At 45.7% G+C, this 554-nt stretch carries 2 tRNA genes and 1 rRNA gene; all 3 read left to right on the forward strand.

Annotation, left to right across the window (positions count from 1 at the left end):
- Positions 1-74, forward strand: a 16S ribosomal RNA gene (locus TU84_RS25175); the annotation flags it as partial.
- Between the two features lie 122 nt (positions 75-196).
- Positions 197-273 (forward strand) — tRNA-Ile (locus TU84_RS25180).
- A gap of 30 nt (positions 274-303) precedes the next feature.
- A tRNA-Ala gene (locus TU84_RS25185) sits at positions 304-379 on the forward strand.
- The last annotated feature ends 175 nt before the right edge of the window (positions 380-554 follow it).

The raw sequence follows: 554 nt of genomic DNA on the forward strand, positions 1-554 counted from the left end.
CGGTGTGATTCATGACTGGGGTGAAGTCGTAACAAGGTAGCCGTAGGGGAACCTGCGGCTGGATCACCTCCTTAATCGACGACATCAGCTGCTCCATAAGTTCCCACACGAATTGCTTGATTCATTGAAGAAGACGATAGAAGCAGCTTTAAGCTACAAGCTGATAGCTCACGCTAACAGTTGCAAGCTCGAAATTGGGTCTGTAGCTCAGTTGGTTAGAGCGCACCCCTGATAAGGGTGAGGTCGGCAGTTCGAATCTGCCCAGACCCACCAATTTTGTGTGGAAAGTACCTGTAGAAATATGGGGCCATAGCTCAGCTGGGAGAGCGCCTGCCTTGCACGCAGGAGGTCAACGGTTCGATCCCGTTTGGCTCCACCATAAACTGCTTCTGTATCGTAAAGCTTAGAAATGAGCATTCAATCAAATGATGGTGAATGTTGATTTCTGATCTTTTGATTAGATCGTTCTTTAAAAATTTGGGTATGTGATAGAAAGATAGACTGAATGACACTTTCACTGGTGTTTATTCAGGCTAAGGTAAAATTTGTGATTC

Source organism: Pseudomonas helleri (genome assembly GCF_001043025.1).
Taxonomy (GTDB): domain Bacteria; phylum Pseudomonadota; class Gammaproteobacteria; order Pseudomonadales; family Pseudomonadaceae; genus Aquipseudomonas; species Aquipseudomonas helleri.